The organism is Lysinibacillus sp. NPDC094177 (assembly GCF_050279145.1).
In the GTDB taxonomy this organism is placed as follows: Bacteria; Bacillota; Bacilli; order Bacillales_A; family Planococcaceae; genus Lysinibacillus.
Genome location: NZ_JBNNTW010000004.1, coordinates 81,791 through 103,624, shown reverse-complemented (window position 1 = coordinate 103,624; position 21,834 = coordinate 81,791). Strand labels below are relative to the sequence as shown.

General features: G+C 38.8%; 17 protein-coding genes. 14 read left to right on the top strand and 3 right to left on the bottom strand.

Annotated elements, in window-relative coordinates:
• Positions 1 to 91: 91 nt before the first annotated feature.
• Positions 92 to 313: a hypothetical protein gene (locus ACQKNC_RS08560; protein WP_427424437.1), complete on the bottom strand. Its 222-nt coding sequence runs from the start codon at positions 311 to 313 to the stop codon at positions 92 to 94.
• A 1,067-nt stretch (positions 314 to 1,380) separates the two neighbouring features.
• Here ACQKNC_RS08560 and ACQKNC_RS08555 point away from each other — a divergent pair.
• Positions 1,381 to 1,995: an HD domain-containing protein gene (locus ACQKNC_RS08555; RefSeq protein ID WP_427424436.1), complete on the top strand. Its 615-nt coding sequence runs from the start codon at positions 1,381 to 1,383 to the stop codon at positions 1,993 to 1,995.
• 350 nt (positions 1,996 to 2,345) lie between these two features.
• Here ACQKNC_RS08555 and ACQKNC_RS08550 read toward each other — a convergent pair whose 3' ends face one another.
• Positions 2,346 to 3,761: a pyridoxal phosphate-dependent decarboxylase family protein gene (locus ACQKNC_RS08550; RefSeq protein WP_427424435.1), complete on the bottom strand. Its 1,416-nt coding sequence runs from the start codon at positions 3,759 to 3,761 to the stop codon at positions 2,346 to 2,348.
• A gap of 105 nt (positions 3,762 to 3,866) precedes the next feature.
• Between ACQKNC_RS08550 and ACQKNC_RS08545 the strand changes: the two genes are divergently transcribed.
• From ACQKNC_RS08545 to ACQKNC_RS08530, 4 genes are all read left to right on the top strand, one after another.
• Positions 3,867 to 5,312: a PLP-dependent aminotransferase family protein gene (locus ACQKNC_RS08545; RefSeq protein ID WP_427424434.1), complete on the top strand. Its 1,446-nt coding sequence runs from the start codon at positions 3,867 to 3,869 to the stop codon at positions 5,310 to 5,312.
• Between the two features lie 352 nt (positions 5,313 to 5,664).
• On the top strand, positions 5,665 to 7,086 hold the full coding sequence (locus ACQKNC_RS08540; protein ID WP_427424433.1) for an anion permease: 1,422 nt from the start codon (positions 5,665 to 5,667) through the stop codon (positions 7,084 to 7,086).
• Positions 7,087 to 7,481: 395 nt separating this feature from the next.
• Positions 7,482 to 9,368, top strand: a complete 1,887-nt coding sequence (locus ACQKNC_RS08535; protein ID WP_427424432.1) for an ABC-F family ATP-binding cassette domain-containing protein — start codon at positions 7,482 to 7,484, stop codon at positions 9,366 to 9,368.
• A 12-nt stretch (positions 9,369 to 9,380) separates the two neighbouring features.
• The gene (locus tag ACQKNC_RS08530; protein ID WP_427424431.1) at positions 9,381 to 10,505 is read left to right on the top strand and encodes a conserved virulence factor C family protein; all 1,125 of its coding nucleotides are present in this window, start codon (positions 9,381 to 9,383) and stop codon (positions 10,503 to 10,505) included.
• A 158-nt stretch (positions 10,506 to 10,663) separates the two neighbouring features.
• Here ACQKNC_RS08530 and ACQKNC_RS08525 read toward each other — a convergent pair whose 3' ends face one another.
• A complete protein-coding gene (locus ACQKNC_RS08525; RefSeq protein ID WP_427424430.1) occupies positions 10,664 to 11,101 on the bottom strand; it encodes a VOC family protein in 438 nt (145 codons plus the stop codon).
• Between the two features lie 662 nt (positions 11,102 to 11,763).
• On the opposite strand from ACQKNC_RS08525, the gene ACQKNC_RS08520 reads away from it, so the two are divergent.
• Genes ACQKNC_RS08520 through ACQKNC_RS08480 form a run of 9 tightly spaced genes read left to right on the top strand, consistent with a single transcriptional unit; the run spans position 11,764 to position 21,820 of the window.
• Complete coding sequence (locus tag ACQKNC_RS08520; protein WP_427424429.1) at positions 11,764 to 12,996, top strand: M20 family metallopeptidase; 1,233 nt, start codon at positions 11,764 to 11,766, stop codon at positions 12,994 to 12,996.
• On the top strand, positions 12,993 to 14,081 hold the full coding sequence (locus ACQKNC_RS08515) for a tartrate dehydrogenase (protein WP_427424428.1): 1,089 nt from the start codon (positions 12,993 to 12,995) through the stop codon (positions 14,079 to 14,081). The genes ACQKNC_RS08520 and ACQKNC_RS08515 overlap by 4 nt, the downstream gene beginning before the upstream one ends.
• 1 nt (position 14,082) lies before the next feature.
• Positions 14,083 to 14,829, top strand: a complete 747-nt coding sequence (locus tag ACQKNC_RS08510) for an SDR family NAD(P)-dependent oxidoreductase (RefSeq protein ID WP_427424427.1) — start codon at positions 14,083 to 14,085, stop codon at positions 14,827 to 14,829.
• An 11-nt stretch (positions 14,830 to 14,840) separates the two neighbouring features.
• Positions 14,841 to 16,298 carry an aldehyde dehydrogenase family protein gene (locus ACQKNC_RS08505; RefSeq protein ID WP_427424426.1) on the top strand — a complete coding sequence of 486 codons (1,458 nt, stop codon included), beginning with the start codon at positions 14,841 to 14,843 and terminating at the stop codon, positions 16,296 to 16,298.
• 15 nt (positions 16,299 to 16,313) lie between these two features.
• Positions 16,314 to 17,342 carry an ABC transporter ATP-binding protein gene (locus tag ACQKNC_RS08500; protein WP_427424425.1) on the top strand — a complete coding sequence of 343 codons (1,029 nt, stop codon included), beginning with the start codon at positions 16,314 to 16,316 and terminating at the stop codon, positions 17,340 to 17,342.
• Positions 17,317 to 18,294, top strand: a complete 978-nt coding sequence (locus tag ACQKNC_RS08495) for an ABC transporter ATP-binding protein (protein WP_427424424.1) — start codon at positions 17,317 to 17,319, stop codon at positions 18,292 to 18,294. Before ACQKNC_RS08500 ends, ACQKNC_RS08495 begins: the two co-directional genes overlap by 26 nt.
• A gap of 35 nt (positions 18,295 to 18,329) precedes the next feature.
• Positions 18,330 to 19,301, top strand: coding sequence for a P1 family peptidase (locus tag ACQKNC_RS08490; protein ID WP_427424423.1), 972 nt, complete (start codon positions 18,330 to 18,332; stop codon positions 19,299 to 19,301).
• Positions 19,302 to 19,313: 12 nt separating this feature from the next.
• A complete protein-coding gene (locus ACQKNC_RS08485; protein ID WP_427424422.1) occupies positions 19,314 to 20,861 on the top strand; it encodes an ABC transporter substrate-binding protein in 1,548 nt (515 codons plus the stop codon).
• Positions 20,862 to 20,878: 17 nt separating this feature from the next.
• On the top strand, positions 20,879 to 21,820 hold the full coding sequence (locus ACQKNC_RS08480) for an ABC transporter permease (protein ID WP_427424421.1): 942 nt from the start codon (positions 20,879 to 20,881) through the stop codon (positions 21,818 to 21,820).
• The last annotated feature ends 14 nt before the right edge of the window (positions 21,821 to 21,834 follow it).

The following is a 21,834-nucleotide window of genomic DNA, read 5'->3' as shown; positions in this document are numbered from 1 at the left end:
TCTTTGTGAGGATGTCCAGAAATTAAGTCTCGTGCGGATGTCACTGAATTATTTCAAAGCATAATTGTTTTTGTGAAAAAGGGGGAGAAAATTAATAGCCCCCATATTCAATAAGGAGAAAACTAGCTAACCATAAAAAAATTGCAATTCGAATGATTATATTCATTATTTTTTCAAAAAAAGAAAGTTTTCTTTCACGCTTTAATTTTTTTATAAGTCTCACAGAAAAAATTGAACATAAGAGAAGGAATGCTATAGAAATTTGATATATGTTTTCTAACAGGTCTACATTTTCTAACAAGCTTTTCAACATAATCATCCTCTCTTACTAGAATGTATGAGTTGTCTGGTTTTAGTATGCAGATACTATCTACAATAAGTATGATCGGAGCTTTTATTGATTCTTCTGCGGGTTCGTATTACAAACTTTTTGTTCCTATATGAGTTAACATATACCGCTACCGACTATTACCATTAATATATGTAATTTCACAGTGTTTCCTCAATGTGCATATTATCTCCCGTGTTCAAAACAATTTTTTCCCTTAGGAATGTCTTAGAAGGGAAGTAGGGAATAACAAGTAGCATGGAAAAGGGAGATAAGGATATATATGTCTTTAAAATGTCAATAGAAAAAATAAAAGCTGCCATCATCTACATAAATAAGATGGGCAGCTTTTACTTTTTCTTCAGCGGGTTGGTATTACATAACATAACTATCGTTCCTACTTCCTTCATAACTTAATACTTCATATACGGCTTAAATGAAATTCGGAAAAATTGTTGCCTAAAAAAGAATTATCTATTTTTGTTAGCAAGACTCAGATGATTTGACTTTTCGCAAATGTTGGCAAGAAATTGGTATGCTATTTGCCATTAATGGGAGGAGTTACGTTCACACATATTCAAGATCATGAATAGAAGAAGGTAACATCAATTAATGATAATAAAATCACACACTTGGCGACATAAGCTCAAAGCCTTCAAAACAGTCTAATTGTTTGTTCACTTGTTTCATCATGTACATTCACTATGCGGGTTAAAACAAAGAATTTCTAAGGGAAAGTGTTCACTTTTATTTGTTTTCTTAGATGATTGGTTTTCACTATACGCACGTCATCTTTCAACACATTATTCAATTGTAAGCCCGCTGAAGTTGTTAAATCTGTCTGTCAAAACATAGTTCTTGTACACCACTGAAATAGTGAGCCTACAGAACAAAGTTAGCTGTTCTGTACATTCATCTTACAATATTCTGAAAAATTAGTCAATTGATAACGACTTTTCAAGTTAATTTTTTAATAAGCCTAGAGGTTACTTAATTACCAACTCTTCTATGCTATACAGTATAATGAAGTATGAAGGGACTGAACAAAGAATATGAACAATTTAATGAACAAAGTACGGGGAATTTATGAGCAATTTGATGCTAGTCATGATTTTCAACACATTGAACGTGTTTATCAAAATGCGTTAACGATATTACATTCAGAGCCGGAAGCGGATGCAGAAGTCGTGAAAATTGCTGTGCTTTTGCATGATGTAAGTGATAAAAAGTATACCGATAGCAAAGAGCAAGAAAATAAGCTAATTGCCGAGCTACCTTTAAGTGAAGAAAAAAAGCAACATATCCGAGATTGCATTGCACAAGTATCGTATAATGGTGGCAATGAGCTAGAAGCAACTTCTATTGAAGCAAAAATAGTACGAGATGCGGATCGCTTAGATGCGATTGGAGCAATCGGTATTGCACGCACATTTGCCTATGGTGGGGCTAAGGGTCGAAAGCTTTATGACAAGGAAGAGGATGCACGTAAGGATATGACAGAGGAGGAGTATCGCAGTAAAAATACATCCTCAGTTACACATTTTTATGAGAAGCTATTATTGCTGAAGGATTTAATGATTACAGAGAAGGGCAAGCAAATGGCTAATGAACGTCATCAATTTATGGTAAAGTTTTTAGAGCAATTACAAAATGAAATAGGTGAGTAACTACTCATGCTACTAAAAATAAACCGTTGTCTATTTCAATAGACAACGGTTTTTTAGGGCTGAAAAATGTTGATTCATTTACTATGGAAGGAGAATAAATAAAAAACATGTACGTTTTTTTTACTTCAATTTTTTCGGCTGCCGCTCGAGAAGGATATGAGTCTGCAATGGTACCATAACTTAAAACCCTACCGCTACTTTATTACTGACCTTTAAGGTATTAGTATTTTGATAACAAAACATACTGTGAAATCTTCAAATCCATCCCTTCCTATAGAAAAAATGTTCTCCAGCTTTCAACTTACTCTCTAACGTTGTTATTAATTGAAGAAAATCATAATCGGAAACCTCTATACGTCTTCTATAAGCTGGGATTCGAAATCTTGAACAGTTGATAATAACGCTTCCCATATAATAGCTATATCTTTTTCTTCTGTACGCCAATTGCTAAAGGCAGCACGGATTGCAGGAACTCCATTATAAATAGTTGGTGTCATGAAGACATTTCCTTGCTGATTTAAATCAGAAAGAAAATGATTGTTCATTTCAGTCGTTATGGATTCTTTATTTAAAGAAAAGCATACGACATTTAATCTTACTGGAGAAAGAAGCTTAAAGTATTGACTATCGTCTATTTTTTGTCCAAGCTGTTTAGCTAGCTTTACATTTTCCTCAATAAGATGTTGGTACCCCTTTTTGCCATATGCTTTTAACGTAAACCATACAGGTAGGGCACGGAATCGTCGAGAGTTTTCGGGTGTCAGATCAAAAAAATCTGGATTTTCAATCGAGCCTCCTAAATAGGCAGCATTATTTTGAAACACTGCCACCTGCAGCTGTTGATGACGAGTAAATTGCATAGCAGAGTCGTAGGGCACATTTAGCCATTTATGTGCATCAATCGTAATTGAGTCAGCATAGTTCATTCCATCTATTAATTCTCTATATAGTGGAGAACAAGCTGCAAAACCGCCAAATGCAGCATCGACATGTAACCAGAAGTTATATTGAGTTTTTAATTTTCCGATGGCAACTAAATCATCAAAGTCTACAGTATTAACCGTTCCAGCATTCACTACGATAATACATGGTTCATTTTTATGGAGTTCAAGATATTCCTGTAATTTAGTTATATCAATAGCTTCACGATTTTCCTGACAGGGAATTTGATGAATAGATTTCCTACCTATACCTAGCATGGCAGTTGCTTTGAAAATACTTGAATGTGGTGTACCACTCACTATTTTAATCTGGGGAATATCGTATAAACCATCAATAGAAGTGCTTTTTCCATAGTGTTGTGAAATCCATTCTCTTGCTTGAGCAAGACCTACGAAATTAGCCATTGTGGCCCCACTTACGAAGGTACCACTATAGTCATTACTTAACAAAAATAATTCTTTTAACATGTCAATCGTTTCTAATTCAATGTATCCAGCGATTGAATCTTTCGAGTTGGATAGGTTTTGATCATAAACACTAACTAACCAATCCCCTATGATGGATGCAGGAGTAGCACCGCCCGTTACAAATCCTAAATATCTTGAACCAGCACTGCCACTTAAGCTTTTCGCATAATTTTGAGTGAAAAAATCAAGAGTTGCCCTTGAACCACTTCCTATTTCGGGAAGTTCATTTTTAGGTAGATTGTAGGAATGAGTAGATACAGCCCTATCTTCAAGGTCATTAAAAAAATTTGTAGCATGATGTACGACTTCATTTAAAATACTGTCAAAAATTTCTTGATCATGTTTCATTATGTTCATACTTGACCAATCTCCTTGTCTTATCATTTTGCTTGCCTTACGCTTTTTACAATAGATAGTGATATATATAACAGTCAATCAACGAGTATAACAGTGGGAGGACCTATGAAAATAAAGCTAAATCGTCAATCAGATCAATCGTTAATTCATCAGATATCGGACAATTTATCGGAAAAGATACGAGCAGGCTTGTTAGAGGAAGGTAGTCAATTGCCGTCAATTTGGAACTTTTCAAAAGAAAATCAAGTTAGTCTTGTTACTGTAAGTAAAGCTTATGCATTGTTAGAGAAAAACGGCTATATTCAATTGAAGCATGGGAAGGGCGCTTTTGTTAGAGAGAAGAAACAGAGAACTGGTACTCAAAGTAAGACCGATTATAATTGGCAACTAGCTATCCCAGATTATATTCATCGCTCTCAATACATGTTAAATTTGGGAACCGAAAATTCGATTAAATTATCTAGTGCTACAATTCATCCAGGACTATTACCGTCAACATACCTATCGAAAGAAATTTTTCAAGTTTTACAGGAAGATCCGCAAATTGTAGCACGCTATGGCCCTGTCCAAGGAGACCACGCAGTTCGAGAGGCAATTCGGAACCATGTACAACAATATTGTCAAATCCAAACGAGTCCTCAAGAGATCATCATTACAAATGGTGTTCAGCAAGGAATTGATTTAGTTGCGAGAACATTTATTGGGCCAGGAGACATTGTTATTACGGAAGCGCCCACGTATACAGCGGCAATTGATGTTTTTAGAAATCGGGGAGCACATATTATTCCTATTCCTATGGATGAAGAAGGTATGCAGACCGATATTTTAGCTTCATTATGTTTAACAAAAAAACCAAAGCTTGTTTATACAAATCCTACATTTCATAATCCAACAGGTACTGTTTTAAGCGAAGCTAGAAGAAACGAGTTATTAGAACTCGCTCAACACAATAGCTTCCTTATTATTGAGGATGATTCATGGAATGAAATTTATTTTGATGATAATCCACCACCAACAACTATCAAATCATTAGATATGAATGGTCATGTTATCTATTTAAAAGGTTTTAGTAAAGCTTTAGCGCCTAGTTGTAGAATTGGTGCAATTATATCGAATGGGACAGTTCATCAACGGCTATTATCGGCAAAATCTAGTGCTGATTTAGGGAGCCCACTTTTAACACAAAAGGCGCTTATTCCTTTTTTAAGTTCGAATAGAATGAACACACATTTAGAAAAGTTACGTATTGCTCTTGAAGTAAGAAGAGATCAAACGATTAAGTTGTTGGAAAAGTATGCGCCTGAAGGGGTTACTTGGGTAATGCCTAAAGGAGGTTTAAATATTTGGGTGTCTTTGCCTAACGATAGAAATACAGATGAAGTACTTTTCAAAGCACAGCAATCCAACATTTCTTTTTTACCAAGCTCTGCATGTTATCCGGGAGAACCTCAATATAATCATATGAGAATTAGTTATTCCTTTCCAGATCATCAAGAGCTTGAACAAGGAGTAATTGAACTTTGTAAGATTATTACATTGTATTTGCAGTAAAGAAAGTGAGGGGATTTCACTTTTTTACTGTTTGAATGTAGGAGGATCGATTATTGATTCTCACATATAAGCTAATTTAAACGATAGGTGTATTTTTTCAATGGATTTGCACATGCTTATTTTAAATAAAAGTATCTTATTACCAATAAAATTAACAAAAAGGGAAATATTTCAGAATCGAGGTCATTTTTTTCTTAGAAATGAGTGAAAATCCTTTTCATCCATTACATAAAGCATATATAATAACTTATGTTTTTTTGACAATGGGGATCTTGATTTAGCTTTATATTAGATTGTGGGAGAATTTCCTTTCAAAAAACATTGGGGTAACCGTCAAAGGAGTATTTACATCATGAAAGAAGCAAAAAGCGCAGTCAAGTGGATTCCTTTCTTCATTACCCTTGCTGTTGGAGTGGCTATCTGGTTTTGTCCAGCACCCTCAGGAGTAGATGAAAAAGCATGGCATCTGTTCGCTATTTTTGTTGCGACAATTATAGGATTTATAACGAAACCGTTGCCAATGGGAGCTGTATCCATTATTGCTATGGCTATGATTGCCATTACTAATACATTAACCATTGAAGAGACATTAAGCGGTTTTGGCAATTCAACGATTTGGCTAATTGTTATTGCCTTCTTTATTTCTCGTGGATTTATTAAAACGGGACTAGGGGAACGAATTGCTTATGTATTTGTTCGTCTTTTTGGGAAAAAAACGTTGAGTTTATCTTATTCTTTACTTGCGAGTGACCTAATATTAGCGCCGGCTATTCCTAGTAATACAGCTCGTGCGGGTGGGGTTATATTCCCGATCATCCAGTCATTATCTCATACTTTTGGCTCTAAACCAGAAGACGGGACAGAGCGTAAGATGGGAGCTTTTCTTTTGAAGGTAGGCTTTCAAGGGAATTTAATAACGTCTGCTATGTTTATGACTGCCATGGCAGCGAATCCTTTAATTGTAAAGCTAGCAAGTGATACAGCTGGCGTATCTATTACCTGGTTCGGTTGGGCAATGGCAATGATTGTCCCAGGATTAACAGCTTTAATCGTTGTTCCTTATGTTATTTATAAAATCTATCCGCCTGAAATTAAGGAAACACCTGAGGCAGCAGCTATCGCTAAAAAGAAACTGGATGAATTTGGTCCACTGAAAAGTTCTGAGAAACGAATGATCGTAGTATTTGTTGTTGTGTTGTCGTTATGGATTGGTGGAGACTACTTAGGCATTAGTGCCACTACAGCAGCTCTTATAGGTCTTTCATTGCTGTTATTGTTAAATGTGTTAACATGGGCAGATATTAAAAAGGAAGAAGGAGCATGGGATACACTAGTTTGGTTTGCAACACTATTTATGATGGCATCTTTTATGAACAAACTAGGGCTGATTCCATGGTTTAGTAATGAAGTTGGTGGACTTGTATCTGGGTATAGTTGGATATGGGCTGTTTTAATATTAGCATTAGTTTATTTCTATTCTCATTATTTCTTTGCGAGCTCCACTGCTCATATTAGTGCGATGTACGCAGCATTTTTATCTGTAATGTTGCAAGCAGGAGCACCAGCAATGCTAGCAGCTATATTATTAGCAGCATTTAGTAATTTATTTGGCGCCACTACTCATTATGGATCTGGTCCAGCACCGGTATTCTTTGGTGCAGGTTATATTGATCAAAAAAAATGGTGGACAGTTGGATTTGTTGTTTCCGTTGTTACCATCCTGATTTTTGTTGTAGTAGGAGGACTATGGTGGAAGCTTCTTGGTTATTGGTGAAATAAATAGCTTCTGTGAGGCTGGGACATAACTAAATGATTCCTTCAAAAAGCCGAATAATCTCTAAATTAACAAAACACGATAAATAGAAAAACCGAACTATTCCGAAACACTTCATGAGCGTTTCATTGGATAGTTCGGTATTTTTGTTGGCTGAAACACTTTTGTCTCTGCCTCTTTTTTTGAGATTTTTTAGAAGTTCTTTACATACCCTCGCTCTTCTTCATTTTGCTGATAAATGGGGGAGGCATTTTTTAGATAGCTAAGAAGAGTTTGTTGTCCTTTGTTTACCTGTCATTTGGTGTTATGATAAAAATGGATATCAATAATAAACTACATATTAAAAGTAGTATGGACACTAAACAACACCTAAATGAAAGAGATGGACAAGTGTAATGAGTCATTTAATAGTACAAAATTTAACGAAAACAGTGGGCGATAAAACGCTCTTTCAAAATATTGAATTTACGATTTATGAAGGGGAGCGAGCTGGACTAATTGGTATTAATGGTACTGGTAAATCCACATTGCTTTCTATTTTAGCTGGTGAAATCGAAGCGGACTCAATGAATGTTGACCGTCCAAATAAATATCGCACTGCTTATTTACCTCAAGAGCCTACTTTTAAAAGCGGAGAAACTGTGTTACAAGCAGTGTTTGCAGGGGATTCACCTATTTTAAAACTTAACCGTGAATATGAGGAAACGGTTGCTGCCCTTGCATTAAATCCGACTTCAGAAAGTTTACAAAAGACGCTATTTAGCTTGCAACATCGTATGGATGAGGAGCAGGCATGGGATGTCAATGCCCTTGCTAAGACCGCGCTTACGAAGCTTGGCATTGAAATGTTTGATAAAGAAGTATTAACACTGTCAGGCGGTCAGCAAAAGCGCGTTGCTTTAGCTAAAGTATTAATAGAGCCGGCAGATCTTTATTTATTGGACGAGCCTACCAACCATTTGGATGTACAGTCAACTGAGTGGCTACAGGAAATGGTGTTACGATTAAAGGGAGCAGTAATATTTATTACCCATGATCGTTATTTCTTAGATGAGCTATCTACTCATATTTACGAGCTAGCTGACCAAACATTATACCGACATACTGGGAATTATGGGGATTATTTAGAATCACGTGCTATTCGTGAGGAAATGAAAGCAGCTTCTGCACAAAAAGACCGCAACCGTTATCGCTCAGAATTAAAATGGATTCGTCGTGGAGCAAAAGCTCGTTCTACGAAGCAAAAGGCACGTATCCAGCGTTTCGAACAATTAGAGGATAACTTGGAGCGTAAATCTGAGGATGTTTCTCTTGAAATTGGCCTAGCAACAACTCGTCTTGGTCGGAAGGTTTTAGAGGCTGAAAATATTTCAAAGTCTTTTGGTCATCAAAAAATCCTTGACCACTTTTCATTTTTACTACAGCAGGGCGATCGTATTGGCATTATCGGAGCTAATGGTGTAGGAAAATCAACATTATTAAACATGCTAGCAGGTGAGCTTACACCAGATGCTGGTGAAATTCTTGTTGGTTCGACAGTGAAGTTAGCGCATTTCAAACAAACTCTACCAAAAATGAATGAAAATGAACGCATGATTGAATATATCCGAGAAGCTTCAAATGATATAACGGACGCAGAAGGTGTACGCTATTCGGCTGCTCAAATGCTGGAGCGTTTCTTATTCCCGCTTCATGCACACGGTACACCTATCGGTAAATTATCGGGTGGCGAACGTAAACGTCTACATTTATTAAGATTATTAATGGAGCAACCAAACGTACTGTTACTAGATGAGCCTACGAATGATTTGGATATTGAAACATTAGGTGTGCTAGAGGATTTCATTGAGCATTTCCCTGGAGTCGTAATAACTATATCTCACGATCGCTTTTTCTTAGATCGAATCGCGAAAAAACTGTGGATTTTAGATGGTCTTGGGCATGTTGATGAGACGCTTGATATTTACAGTGAATATTTACAAAAGCGTGAACAGGAAGCAGCTGTAAAGATAGAGGCGCCAAAAGTTGAAAAACCTAAGACCGAAAAGCCTAAATCGGACAAGAAAAAATTATCCTTTAAAGAGCAAAAAGAATGGGAAACGATTGCTGAGGAAATAGAAAAGACGGAAACAGCGATTATGGAGACAGAAGAAGGTATCGCCAACGCTGGTGCTAACTTTACAAAGCTACAGGAATTAACGGCGAAGCTGGATGAGCTGAATGCACAATATGAACACCTTATTGAAAGATGGTCTTATTTAGATGAAATCGTAAACGGATAAGGAGCGATAGACATGAAGATTATTACAATTGAACCGACACCAAGTCCTAATTCCATGAAGATTGTCGTTGATACAGAGTTACCTTTTGGCAAAAGCTATAATTTTACAAAGGATAATAAAGATGAAGCAACTGGTGAAGTAGCAGCGATATTAGCAATTGAAGGTATTAAGGGCGTTTATCATGTAGCAGATTTCTTTGCTGTTGAGCGTAACGCAAAGTACGCGTGGGAAGGTATTTTAGCAAGCATTCGTCAAGTGTTAGGTGAGGACGTATACGACGTAAACAAAGCACAAGTTACCAATGAATTTTATGGTGAAGTGTACGTTCATGTGCAGTTTTATAAACAAGTGCCACTCCAAGTAAAGGTATTTGATAACCAACGTGAGCACCGTATAAGCTGTGGTGAGCGCTTTGTCGAAGCTTTCAATAAAATTATCGAGACAGCAATTGACGAAAATTATATTTTCCAACGTAAGTGGATTGACTATGGCGTACGTTATGGAGAACTTGAAGAAATTGCTGAAGCAGTAAAAGAAGAAATCGTTGTGACATATTCTGAGGAACGTTTAGCAGAGATTGTCGCAATGATTAATGATTCTGAGAAAACGATTGAGAAGTCAGCTAAGCTAAAAATTACTGTTGAACAATTTAAGCAACCTGAATGGGAAAAACGTTTTCAATTGCTTGACCAAATGGCAGATCCAGAGCCAGATGATTTACCGCTTTTAGATTTGGCGTTACAAGATGAACAAATGTCTATCCGTCGACTGGCAACCGTTTATTTAGGAATGATTGAAGAGGTGGCGGTTGTTCCATATTTGGAAAAGGCATTACAGGACAAAAGTGCAGCGGTACGTCGAACTGCAGGAGATTGTATGAGTGATCTCGGCTTCGTGGAATTTGAAGACGCGATGCAGCACGCATTACAGGATAAAAACAAACTTGTTCGTTGGCGTGCAGCTATGTACTTATATGAAGTAGGTACTGAGAAATCATTAGTGGCATTAAAGGCTGCTGAAGAGGATAAAGAGTTTGAAGTGAAGCTACAAGTAAAAATGGCAATTGCCCGCATCGAACAGGGTGAGGAAGCAAAAGGTTCTGTTTGGAAGCAAATGACAGAATCTCGCCAGCAATAATTTGAAACTTTAATCAGTGACCCGGTAATGGGGTAAAAGAAATAAACCAGCTCTCTGCTTTGAATGTAGTTCAACAGAGACGCTGGTTTTTCTTTTATTGTTGCTTTTGATAAAAAGTAAAATTCTCTGCTAATATTCCAATAAAAATATTAACTTACTTATTTGATTTCCTCAGCCAACTCCAAAATAATTCCCTCTGGACCACGAACGTAGCATAATTTATAACTTTCTTCATATTGCTGTATCTCACTAAAGATTTCCGTACCCTTCTTTTTCAATTTGGTAACAACAGCTTCAATATCTTCAACAGTAAATGCAATATGTCGGATACCCAGTGTATTTGCAAAGGGTTGCTGAATATCTTTTTCATCTGACGGTGTAAAAAATTTGATTAGCTCTATCCATGTTTGACCGTCTGGCGTTCCCAATCCTACACATGCTACTTTAGCGTCATTAAGCCCAACTGCATATCCCATCAACTCTCCTTCCATTTCCCATTCCCCTTTCACCTCTAGTCCAAAATCGAGAAAAAACTCTTTAGTGGCAGAGAGATCATTTACGATTACACCCACATGATCTATTCTTTGGATCTTCAAATTTCATACCTCCATGTTTCTGTTATTTTGCAATATGCTGTATTCAAATTCTAGTATTAACAAAGGAACGATTAATATAATAATAACAGTGAAGTAAAGAATTATTTAACTAATTTTGTATTAAATTATTTTTAAATTCCCTCCCATTTCCCTAAAACGGTGTCAATTAGGGATAATTATTCATATTACTTTCCACCTATTTTTTATCAGATCGGAAATCAACCCCACATTATGGTAATTATGCAATCTTTTTTTATCGAAAAACAACATAAGATAGATATTTTTGTTATTTTCTAGCTTTTCACTACTAAACTAAAAGTTAATAGCATTCTATGTATTATTAACAAATTGTCTAATACTTATCTAATAGGACAATGTTAAAAGAATTTAAAGCCTCCGGCGGATGTCACGGAATCGGAAAGGAATTCACATAGGATGTTAGCCTAAAATCATCGCATCCATGCGATAACGGCTAACTGACCTGCGTCATGCCGCTGACGCTACGCTTTCGCGCAATAAACATCTGTTGCTGCCGCTACGTTAGCACTACGCTTTCGCACAAAAAACATTTGCAGGCCTAAGCACAAAGCCGATTCTGGACGCAATTATTCCGAGGCATAATTGATCTCTAGAATATTCCATAAAAATAAGGGGGCATTTGAATGACAGTTACAAGTTTAAAGACAACAGAATCTTATTTGCGAGACCGGGAAGCAGTTATTGAGCTTACACAAAAACTAGTACGTATAGAGAGCGTTTACCGAGAAGATGATCCAAATGGTAATGAACAAGAAGTTGCGAATTTTGTTGCTCAGTATTTACGTGATATCGGGATTGAAACACATGTTGAGGAGGTTGTGCCAGGTAGGCCAAATGTCATTGGAATTATTGATTCGGGTAAGCCAGGAAAAACACTACTCTTTGAAGGACACACAGATGTTGTTACTGAAGGAAATCGTGAAGCATGGACGTACGATCCATTCGGAGCAGAAATTATTGAGGGTCGAATGTATGGCCGAGGCACAAATGATACAAAAGGAAATCTTGCGTGTATGATTACAGCTTGTCAGTCGTTGTTACTGGATCAGGAGGAATTTACAGGCAAGATTATTTTATGTATTCCTTGTGATGAAGAAGGATTAATGCTTGGCATTAAACATTTCATAAAAAATGGTTGGGCAGATGATGTAGATGGGGCCATTATATGCGAACCTCAGGAAAATAATGTAAGTATTGCGCAGCGTGGAGCGATACGTTTGAAGGTAGATATTTTTGGTAAGATGGCGCACGGTGCAATTTCTTGGAGCGGTATTAACCCGAACTGGCGTATGGCACGTTTTATCGTGGAGCTTGAAAAATTAGAAAAAGAAGAGCAAGCACGTTTGGGACGAGATCCAATGCTTAATTGGCCATCTATTACACCGACTATTTTACGAGCACCAGTCAAAGGGGATGCACAAATTAATGTGATTCCTGATCATTGTATGACGACGCTTGATATTCGTACAGTACCTGCTCAGGATCATGATGAGCTTCTCGGCAAAATTGATGCGATTATTAAACGTCTGCAAGCAGATGACCCTGATTTTAAGGTAGAACTAACGGTGCTTGACAACCGACCAGCCACAGCTACTGCAAAGGAGGATCCCGTAGTACAAGCCATTTATGAGGCAGTTGCTGAAGTAACGGAGAAAGAGCCAAAATATAACGGTGTCCCAGGGGCTACAGATGGAACATTCCTTCATGTGCACGGTGTCCCAATTGTAACGATTGGTGCGGGTGATCGTGATATTCCCCATCAAATTGACGAATATGTCGATATAGAAGAATTGGCAGAAACAACAGCTATATATCGTTTGGCAGCACTTAAGTTTTTAGCAGGTGACAAACAATGACTCACACGAAAATCGCAGTCATTCCAGGTGATGGTATTGGAAAGGAAGTTATGGAGGAAGCGCTAAAGGTATTAAATTTTCTTCAGGAACATGATTCGTCTTTCCAAATAGAAACAACCATTTTTCCTTGGAGCTCCGATTATTATCTCAAGCACGGTCGTATGATGCCTGAAAATGCACTAGACATTTTAAAAGAGTTTGATGCGATATTATTCGGGGCTATTGGAGATGCTCGTGTTCCAGATGACGTGACGGTGTGGGAATTAATTATGCCGATACGAAAAGGCTTCCAGCAATATGTGAATTTTCGCCCGATTAAATCGCTACCTGGGATAGCCTCACCGCTTGCCAACGGGAGAGACATTGATTTTGTTATCTTCCGGGAAAATGCAGAGGGGGAATATTCCGATAGTGGTGGGCGAATTTATGAAAATCAACCGCAGGAAATGACGATTCAAAATACGATTATGACAAGGATCGGTATAGAAAAAATTGTACAAGCCGCCTGTGATTATGCCTATATAAATGGCAAAACAAAAATTACGAGTGCGACAAAATCGAATGCAATTATCCATTCAATGAAGTTCTGGGATAAGCATGCTAAGAGAATTCTAGCACAAAGCTCACCATCATTAGATCTAGAATCTATCTATATCGATGCTTTAGTAGCTTATTTTGTGGAGCGACCGCAAGATTTTCAGGTTGTTGTTGCATCCAATTTATTCGGTGACATTTTATCAGATTTAGGGTCAGCCATTGTAGGCGGTCTTGGGTTGTCACCGTCGGCTAATTTAAATCCAGAAAAGGAATTCCCATCTATGTTTGAACCTGTACATGGGTCAGCACCAGATATTGCAGGAAAGGGTATAGCAAACCCAATTGCACAGATTTGGTCACTTGCTTTATTACTTGGGCATATTGAGAGACCGGATTTAGAAGAACTAATTGTTAATGCGATTGAGAAGGTGCTTCGAGAAGGTGTTGTGAAAACTGCAGATATTGGTGGACAGGCGACAACAGCACAAATGGGTGATGCGATTTGTCAGGAGATTATCAAAATGAATTTAGCCGCAAGGGGTGTATAGCATGGCAGTAGAACAACAGGTCATCGTCGTCACAGGTGCAGGGGGCGGTATGGGGAAAGCAATTATCCAAGATCAGCTCGCAAAGGGCAATATTGCAGTTGGGCTTGATTTATCAGTAGCTTCTCTAAGCGATTTAGCGCAGGATGCCTTGCAATGCTTTGAAGTCAATGTCTTGCAAGAGGAGCGCGTGAACGAAGTGTTCAAGCAGGTTTTTGATAAGTATGGACGGATTGATGGACTTGTCAATGCACTTGGCATAGCGCAGGCAGCAACACCGCTTGAGCAAGTAACGATGGACGAGTGGAATCGATTAATGGATGTTAATGTTAAAAGCTTATTTATTACAACAAAGGCAGTCGTTCCTTATATGAAAGAGCGGCAAAAGGGCTCAATTGTCACAATCGCATCCATTTCTGCTGTACGTCCACGCCCAGGTTTGCAGGCTTATATCGCTTCTAAAGGGGCAGCGGAGAGTTTTACGCGTGGTTTGGCTATTGAGTTAGCACCGTTCCAAATACGTGTTAACACGATTCACCCAGGGCCAGCCGATACACAGATGCTCGCTCAATTTACGGCACAAGGAGCGGACATCGAGCAAACAAAGCAGAGTGTCTTTGTTCAATCAGTTCCCCTTGGACGTTTAGTGAATCCATCAGACATTGCAGGAGCAGTAAGTTATTTACTTTCTGATACAGCGGGCATGGTTACAGGAACGACCTTACATGTAGACGGTGGTCGCGGACTATAGGAGGGATAAGGGTGAAAAAAATTCCGATGTTTATAAATGGTGAATGGATTCACGGTGGTATGAGCGAGGCCTTATTAGATGTTATGAATCCCTCTACTGGTGAAGTCATTGCCCAAATTACGAATGCCGATAAAACTCATGTCGACGAGGCTGTACGTGCAGCTCGTGAAGCGTTTGAAAGTGAAGAATGGCGGAAAATAAAGCCTTATGAACGGGGACAGCTACTTGTTGAATTTGCGCACTATATACGCATGCATGCAGAGGAATGGAGTTTATTAGAATGTCGTGATGTTGGAAAGCCGTTAACACAAGCACGAGCGGATATTGAAGCAGCAGCTCGCTATTTTGAGTTTTATGGCGGAGCTGCTGATAAAGTAATGGGGGACACGATTCCCATTGAAGACGGTATTTTAAATGCGGTAGTGTTAGAGCCTGTTGGAATTACCGTACATATCGTGCCTTGGAATTATCCTATTCAAATCACAGCGAGAAGTGTAGCGGCTGCAATTGCTACTGGCAATGCAGTAATTGTCAAAAGTGCTGAGGATACGCCATTAACTACACACGCCATAACGGAATGGTTTGCAGATAAATTGCCGAGAGGTATTTTTCAGCATATTACAGGCTTAGGTCGTAATGTAGGGACGTATTTAACATCCCATCCTGATATCAATCATATTACGTTTACAGGCTCTGTTCCAACGGGCATTGCGGTGATGAAGTCAGCCGCTGAAAATATTGTACCTGTGACGTTAGAGCTTGGTGGGAAATCACCAAATATTGTTTTTGCGGACGCCGACATGGAGCAAGCGCTTGAGGGAGTTGTACGTGCCATAATTCAGAATGCCGGACAAACATGCTCTGCGGGGGCCAGACTACTAATTGAAGAAAGCGCCAAAGAAAATTTCATTGCACAGTTAGTACAAAAATTCCAAGCCTTAAAAGTTGGTCCGGGTGAGGCAGACGTTGATATGGGGCCACTTCTAAATGAACGACAATATACGAAGATTTCCACACTGCTGCAAAAGGCGAAGGAAGATGGTTATGTGATTACTGGTGGTGAAACACTGAAGATTGAGGGCTATGAGAAAGGATATTATGTTGAACCAACAATACTGGCAGGGGTAGAAGCCAACGATACACTTGCACAGGAGGAAATTTTCGGACCGGTATTGACTGTATTGTCGTTTACGACGGTTGAGGAAGCAATTGCCTTAGCGAATAGTACAGACTACGGCTTAGTCGCAGGGATTTGGTCGAAAGATATAGATACTGCACATTATGTATCAAGCCGTGTAAAGGCTGGACAAGTGTTTGTTAATAACTATGGAGCAGCGGGCGGAATTCAAATGCCGTTTGGTGGCTATAAAAAGAGTGGCATTGGTCGAGAAAAAGGTTTTGTCGCGTTAAGAAATTATACGCAAATGAAAAATATCGCAATACGCTATGCACCACCAAATCTAATGTGAGATGGAGGAATGCATATGGATCAGTCTAAAGAAAATCAGTTGCTACTAGAAGTAAATCATTTGAAAATTATATTCCATTTAAAAAATGGTAGGCAGGCGAAAGTTGTTGATGATGTGAGCTTTACGATTCGTAAGGGAGAAACAGTTGCGCTTGTAGGTGAGTCTGGAAGCGGTAAAAGTATTACATCGTTATCAATTATGCGATTACTGCCCATTCCACCAGGAGAAATTACAGCTGGTACCATTAAATTGAATGGTAAAAATCTCTTAGACTATAAAAATAAAGAGATGAGCACTATAAGAGGCAATGAAATTAGTATGATTTTTCAAGAGCCGATGACATCATTAGATCCTGTTTTTACAATTGGTAATCAAATGATGGAAGGGATTCGAAGACATCAAAGGATTCCCAAAAAAGAGGCGTGGGAGAAATCTCTACAGCTGTTAAAAGAAGTTGGTATTGCCGATGCGGAAAAGGTTATTGCTGAATATCCGCACCAATTATCAGGTGGGATGCGCCAGCGTGTCATGATTGCGATTGCAATGTCTAATAACCCTCAGCTGCTGATTGCTGATGAGCCAACAACTGCACTGGATGTAACCGTACAGGCACAAATTTTAAAGCTTATGATGAAGATGAAGGAAGAATATAATTCAGCCATATTATTTATTACGCATGATATGAGCGTTGTAGCAGAAACAGCAGATCGAGTTATGGTTATGTATGCAGGGCAAATCGTAGAAGAAGCACCGGTGAGAGAGCTTTTTATGAATCCAAAGCATCCGTATACAACTGCCCTTTTAAAAACAATGCCTAATCTAGAGACAGATGTTAAAAGATTGCCGTCAATCCCAGGCTCTGTTCCACCAGCTTATGCGTTACCAGAGGGCTGTCGCTTTGCACCACGCTGTCCATTTGCGATGGAACAATGCCATGACGTACAGCCGGAGGTAATCCATATTCAAGACAAGCATAAAGTGCGTTGTCATTTATTCACAGAGAAGGGGGCGCTTGATTATGACGAAGAAAGAAGTTTTGCTTGAAATCAATCATTTAAAAGCCTACTTTCCTGTGAAACGTAAGTCGATGAAGGAAGAGCAAAAAGTCATTAAAGCAGTCGATGATATTTCTCTTGAAATTTTTCGTGGTGAGACGCTTGGGATTGTAGGAGAATCCGGCTCCGGAAAATCGACGTTTGGCCGAACTATTTTAAAACTCGTCGAACCGACCGAGGGAGAAATTTTATATAATGGACAGCCCATTCAGCAGTTAAAAGGTAGTAAGTTGCAAACCTATCGCAATCAAATGCAAATGATTTTTCAGGATCCTTTTGCATCACTCAATCCTCGTATGCGAATAGGTTCCATTATAGAAGAGCCGATGAAGCTGCAATTAACATTAACGAAAGAGCAACGCAAAGAACGTGTAAAAGGGCTTTTACAAAAGGTGGGTCTCCCAGAAGATGCTATACAAAAGTTCCCGCATGAATTTTCGGGAGGTCAAAGACAACGAATCGGGATTGCACGTGCACTTGCTATTCATCCAGAGTTCATCATTGCGGATGAGCCTGTATCTGCCCTAGATGTTTCGGTGCAGTCACAGGTCTTAAACTTAATGATGGACTTACAGGATGAATTTCATTTGACCTATTTATTTATTTCTCATGATTTAAGTGTTGTGAAACATATTAGCGATCGAGTGGCTGTGCTGTATTTAGGGAGGGTAGTGGAAGTTGGGGCGAAGAAAGAATTATATGAGAATCCTCTGCATCCATATACGCAGGCATTGCTATCAGCCATTCCAGTTATTAATTTTGATCAACTGAAACAAGAAATACCGTTACAGGGTGAATTACCAAGTCCTATGAATCCCCCTGTAGGCTGTGTGTTTCATACACGTTGTCCATATGTGATGGAAAGATGTCGTCAAGAACGACCTGTGCTTCAGGAAGAGAATAAACATCAACGGGTAGCGTGCTTTTTATATGATAAATAGACTGAAAAATCAGTTTTTGGAGCGAGGTGTGAATTATGTTTGGAAATATTACAGATGTGCCTGGAGTTAAAGTTGGACATGCAGAAAATAATGAAGGAATTACAGGCTGTACAGCAATTTTAGTGGAAAATGGTGCAGTTTGTGGTGTCGATGTAAGAGGCTCAGCGCCGGGCACGCGAGAGACTGATGCACTTGATCCAATTAACGAAATTAATCATGTACATGGGATTTGCTTGTCCGGAGGAAGTGCATTCGGATTGGAGGCTGCGACAGGAGTAATGCAATTTTTAGAGGAGCAGGGGGTTGGTGTGGATGCAGGCATTGCTACAATTCCAATTGTTCCTAGTGCAGTACTGTTCGATTTATTTATCGGTGATCCAAAGACAAGACCTACTGCTCCAATGGGCTATGAAGCGGCTAAGAGTGCAATCGTTGGTCCATTTGCAAATGGTAATACAGGAGCTGGTTATGGTGCGACTGTAGGGAAATTAGCAGGTCCTCAATTTTGTATGAAAGGGGGACTAGGTAGCGCCTCTATAGCTGGCAAAGAGGGTGTTGTAGTTGGGGCCATCGTTGCTGTCAATGCTGTTGGGGATGTAAAAGATCCTAATACAAGAGAAACACTAGCAGGTGCAAGGAATCCGAAAACAGGAGAATGGATTGATTGCTGTTCTTATTTAGAGGAGCATGTGCAATCCGAAGCATTGTCTGGTACGAATACGACAATCGGTGTCATTGCTGTAAATGCCAAGCTGACAAAAGCAGAGGCGAAAAAAATAGCCCAGCTTACACAAAATGCTCTGGCACGAACAATTTATCCTGTGCACACAATGCTGGATGGAGATACGATCTTCGTGCTTGGTACAGGAGCAAAGACATATCCAGTTGACTATTTGGGTCATTTGGCTACGAAAGCTATGGAGGAAGCGCTGATTGCTGGCATTAAAGCTGCTGATAAATTAGCTGAGGTAGAAAGCTATAAAAGCATTCAAATAATGAGCACATAAGGGGGAAATGACATGAGGCTGAAGAACAATTGGTTGATTCTGTTGTTGACATTGATAGTAGGTTTACTGATCAGTGCCTGTTCAAGTGATGACAAAAAAGACGCAAGTTCTGGAGAAAAGTCAGTATCAGAGTTACCTCAAGACATCGTAGTACGTATAAATGATGACCCAGATTTTTTAGATCCACATAAGGCAACAGCATCTATTTCGTACCAAATGATTCTCAATATTTTTGAAGGGCTAATGGCACCGGAAACAGATGGAACTTTAAAAGAAGGGTTAGCCGAAAGCTATGCAATATCTGACGATGGTTTAACATATACATTCAAAATTCGTCCAGGTGTGAAATTTCATAATGGTGAGGATTTAACGATTGAGGATATTCAGTATTCATTTGATCGTTTAATGGGGAAAAACGGTGGCGAAAAGATGTCAAATAGCTTTGATAATGTGGCGTCAACGGAAGCACCAGATGCCAATACATTTGTGATCAAGCTAAAGGAGCCAAACTCCAACTTCTTATATTCATTAACTGCTCGACAATCAGCCATCTTACCAAAAAGCAATGATGGCAAGCATAATGAAAACCCAATAGGTACTGGACCATTTGCTTTTGTAAAATACTCTCCTGGTACAAATTTAGAGTTGAAGAAAAATGAAAACTACTGGAAGAAAGGGTTACCATACTTGAATAAAGTGACGTTTACGTTCCAATCGGATGATCAAGCGGCGATTATGAGTTTAATGGCCAATGAAGTCGATTTAACGAGTGTACCTTGGCATCGCGTAAATGAAGTAGAAGGTAACTATAACTTATCTCATCAAAATAATAACTCTTCATTAATCGTTACATTTAATGAAACTAAAGCACCTTTTGATAATGTGAAGGTCCGTCAAGCAATCAACTACGCTATTAGTAAGTCCGATATTATTGACTCAGTGTTTGCAGGCTATGCTGTACCACTTGGTTCAAATATGAGTCCAGCGATGGGGGACTATCAAAAGAAAGGCTTAGAAGATATGTATAAGCGTGATGTGGAAAAGGCTAAAGCATTATTAGCTGAAGCGGGCTATCCTAAAGGCTTTAAAACAAAAATTACGGTGTCTTCGCACAATGAGATTTATTCAAATATCGCGCAAATCGTTGCAGCTAATTTAAAGGAAATTGGTATTGATGTAGAGATTGAAGTTGTAGAATGGGGAATATGGCTTGACCGAGTTTACTTTGGCCGCGACTATCAAATGACAACAATCGATTTAACAGGTCGTGCCTCTGCTTATGAAATTTTAAATGATTACATTTCAACAAATGATAGTGAAAACTTCTTCAAATTTAAAAATGCTGAATACGACAAAATTATGGCAGACGTTTTAAAGGAAACAGATCAGGCAAAACAAATTGATTATTACCATCGTGCACAGGAAATTTTAGCTGAGCAGGCAGCAGCTGTTTACATCGCAGATTATCAGATTGTTTGGGGTTCAAATAAGCAAGTTACTGGATTAAAGAGCTACCCATTCTGGTTCCATGATATGTCTGAGGTTAAATTTTCTAACTAGAAAGGGATGAGTGCTAGATGATGTATATAATACGTCGATTCATCCTGTTAATAACAACCATCCTTCTAGTGTCGATGATTACATTCGTTGTTTTTCAAATTTTACCTGGTGATCCGGTTCGGACAATGTTAGGTACTGAAGCGGATCCCACACAAATTGAAAATTTGCGATCAGAGCTTGGCCTGAATCGCCCCCTTTATGAGCAATATACAGATTGGATGAAGGGATTATTGACAGGGGAATTAGGAAAATCTATTCGTTTTTCAATGCCAGTAAAAGATTTACTGTTTGACAGATTACCTGTAACGATGTCATTGACTGGGCTCACCCTCTTAATTGTGCTACTCATTTCCTTACCATTGGGGATGTTTGCGGCGAGAAGACAAAATAAAATCAGTGATGTGTCGTTGTCGACAGTGACGCAAGTTGGAATGGCTATTCCTTCTTTCTGGCTTGGTATGATACTCATTTTATATATTGGCATGCAGTTCAGCTTCTTTAAAATAAGCGGGTATATTCCGTGGACGCAAAGTGTAGCAGGAGCGTTAAGTACGCTCGTTCTCCCAGCATTAACAATTGCGATCCCACAAATTGCGGTCAATTTCCGCTATGTTCGTACGGCTATTTTAGAGCAAGTTCAGCTCGATTATGTGCGTACGATTCGTAGTAAAGGGATGTCTGAGCAAAATGTTATGTATAAGCATGTCTTAAAAAATTCGATGATTCCAATATTAACGGTATTTGGATTGATCATGGCGGAAGTTGTTGCTGGAACGATTATTGTGGAGCAAGTATTTTCACTGCCAGGTGTTGGTCAACTCCTCATCACGGCTATTAGTAATCGTGATTTTCCATTAGTACAGGGAATCGTTATGTATATTACTGTTGCGGTGGTCATGATCAATTTTATGGTCGATATTTTATATTCTGTGTTAGATCCTAGAATCCGATTACGATGAGTGAGGTGGATACG

Coding starts and splice junctions, on each gene's coding strand:
- ACQKNC_RS08560 (WP_427424437.1), bottom strand. CDS start 313: ATGTTGAAAAGCTTGTTAGAAAATGTAGACCTGTTAGAAAACATATAT.
- ACQKNC_RS08555 (WP_427424436.1), top strand. CDS start 1,381: ATGAACAATTTAATGAACAAAGTACGGGGAATTTATGAGCAATTTGAT.
- ACQKNC_RS08550 (WP_427424435.1), bottom strand. CDS start 3,761: ATGAACATAATGAAACATGATCAAGAAATTTTTGACAGTATTTTAAAT.
- ACQKNC_RS08545 (WP_427424434.1), top strand. CDS start 3,867: ATGAAAATAAAGCTAAATCGTCAATCAGATCAATCGTTAATTCATCAG.
- ACQKNC_RS08540 (WP_427424433.1), top strand. CDS start 5,665: ATGAAAGAAGCAAAAAGCGCAGTCAAGTGGATTCCTTTCTTCATTACC.
- ACQKNC_RS08535 (WP_427424432.1), top strand. CDS start 7,482: ATGAGTCATTTAATAGTACAAAATTTAACGAAAACAGTGGGCGATAAA.
- ACQKNC_RS08530 (WP_427424431.1), top strand. CDS start 9,381: ATGAAGATTATTACAATTGAACCGACACCAAGTCCTAATTCCATGAAG.
- ACQKNC_RS08520 (WP_427424429.1), top strand. CDS start 11,764: ATGACAGTTACAAGTTTAAAGACAACAGAATCTTATTTGCGAGACCGG.
- ACQKNC_RS08515 (WP_427424428.1), top strand. CDS start 12,993: ATGACTCACACGAAAATCGCAGTCATTCCAGGTGATGGTATTGGAAAG.
- ACQKNC_RS08510 (WP_427424427.1), top strand. CDS start 14,083: ATGGCAGTAGAACAACAGGTCATCGTCGTCACAGGTGCAGGGGGCGGT.
- ACQKNC_RS08500 (WP_427424425.1), top strand. CDS start 16,314: ATGGATCAGTCTAAAGAAAATCAGTTGCTACTAGAAGTAAATCATTTG.
- ACQKNC_RS08495 (WP_427424424.1), top strand. CDS start 17,317: ATGACGAAGAAAGAAGTTTTGCTTGAAATCAATCATTTAAAAGCCTAC.
- ACQKNC_RS08490 (WP_427424423.1), top strand. CDS start 18,330: ATGTTTGGAAATATTACAGATGTGCCTGGAGTTAAAGTTGGACATGCA.
- ACQKNC_RS08485 (WP_427424422.1), top strand. CDS start 19,314: ATGAGGCTGAAGAACAATTGGTTGATTCTGTTGTTGACATTGATAGTA.
- ACQKNC_RS08480 (WP_427424421.1), top strand. CDS start 20,879: ATGATGTATATAATACGTCGATTCATCCTGTTAATAACAACCATCCTT.